Genomic DNA, 1,618 nt, shown 5'->3' with positions numbered 1-1,618 from the left:
CACATACGGATCGTTGAACTTGGCTTGCGGCAGACTGTTCATATGCTGCGCAATCGAGCTCGGCCCCTGACGGCTGAGCGACGCCGATTTGATCGTGCGCGGACCTTGCGTGCCGTCTTCAATGCCAGCAGCGACCCACCGGGTGTACGAACCGCCCGCCTTGATGATGATTTCATCGGCATCGAGCACAATACGCTTGGCCTTCACGGTCACATCTTTACCGGCATTGACGTTCACGTCATCCGTGTTGGCCGACAGTTTGATCGGACCTTTAGCCGTCACAAAGAACGCTCCGAGCTTCTGGGCGAAGAAGCTCACCTTTTCCGCAGCCGCCACGACGAGCGACTTGCCGGTCGCCATATACGTGTTCTCGTTGCTGACGACGTTGATCTCTTTCTCGGCCACGATATGCGTCGAGTTGTCCGCAACCAAAGCGATGTCCTTCGGCGTCGATACCAATATGTTCGGCTGCGAAAATCCGTTGGCGCTGCCGGTACCGCCACCTGCAGTCACGCCACCCGACGTATCGCCCGACACTGGGTGCTGGATGTCCTTCGACAACGCTTTTAGCGCATCCTGTCCGGTTTGCAGCGATTCCGCCTGAGCGGTTGTGCTTGCGCTAGATAGCGATTCGACCAACATCCCCGCCTGCTGCAACTGCGACCGCGCCTCATCCACGCCCATCTGTTCGTCGTCGTAGGATTTCGAATGCGCACTGATGGACAATCCCTTGCTGGCGCGAACTGCACCGAACTCGTCGGCGTGCAGGATGAAACCGGCGCCCAGATACTTCCCGCGCGTGTTGCCCTCATGCTTGATCAGGTAGCCCTGCGTCAGCGCCGCATAGCTCTTGCCGGTGTAGCTGACCAGGCGTGTGCCGCCTTGATTAGTGGAATCGTCGTGGACAAAGGAGTTGTATGCTCCTGTCTTTCCGAATCCCTCGGACTTAAACCCGGACAACAATGCGTTTGAATGCCATGGCGATGGGGTTGCGCCTCCGTTGATACGCCCTAATACGAACGGCTTGTCACAGTCGCCGTTCCAGTAGCCGACGATGACCCATTCCCGCGCCCTCGGAACATGAACCGCTCCATAACCGTTCCCAGTATCCGATTGAAGCGATGACAGCAATGGCGAGGAGGTGAAAGCGTCTGGTGGATTCTTGCGGTCCCATGCGAAATGCACCCTGATCTGATTCCGGTCGTTCGTCCATGCTTCGGCGCCATCGGGCGTCACGACAAGCGCGTGTTCGATCGACATGATCGGCTTCGGATGATCCAGCGGACTCCGGTATTCGACTGCCGTGGGTTGCGCCTCGACTTCGATCACGAAAAATCCGGCTGAACCATCCGCAGCATGTCCAGGCGTCTTAAAGCGCTCACTGTGGATCGCCTGCTGCTCGGCCAGCGTTGCGCGAAGGCTCTGCGGAAACTCGGCCGTCTGCTGGCCAATCGGCACATTGTTCTCGATGAACCAACGTGCCTCGATCACCAGAAACTCTCGCTTCTTCGCATCACCGCCTTCGTGGCGGGGATGTCCGTTCAACACAAACCGCGAACCGGCATCGAGCCAGCGCACGCCTCCGACACCAAAATATCGGCTTGCTCGCGCATCCCAT

1 protein-coding gene is annotated in these 1,618 nt (G+C 58.4%); it reads right to left on the bottom strand.

What is annotated here, in order from left to right:
• Positions 1-1,618, bottom strand: a 1,618-nt coding sequence (locus tag C3Y15_RS31360; RefSeq protein ID WP_208328115.1) for a DUF2345 domain-containing protein, incomplete at both ends; no start/stop codon positions are given.

This window comes from Burkholderia sp. B10 (assembly GCF_004368385.1).
Lineage (GTDB): Bacteria > Pseudomonadota > Gammaproteobacteria > Burkholderiales > Burkholderiaceae > Burkholderia > Burkholderia vietnamiensis.
The sequence above is the reverse complement of the archived record's forward strand: the minus strand, read 5'-3'. Positions and strand labels throughout refer to the sequence as shown.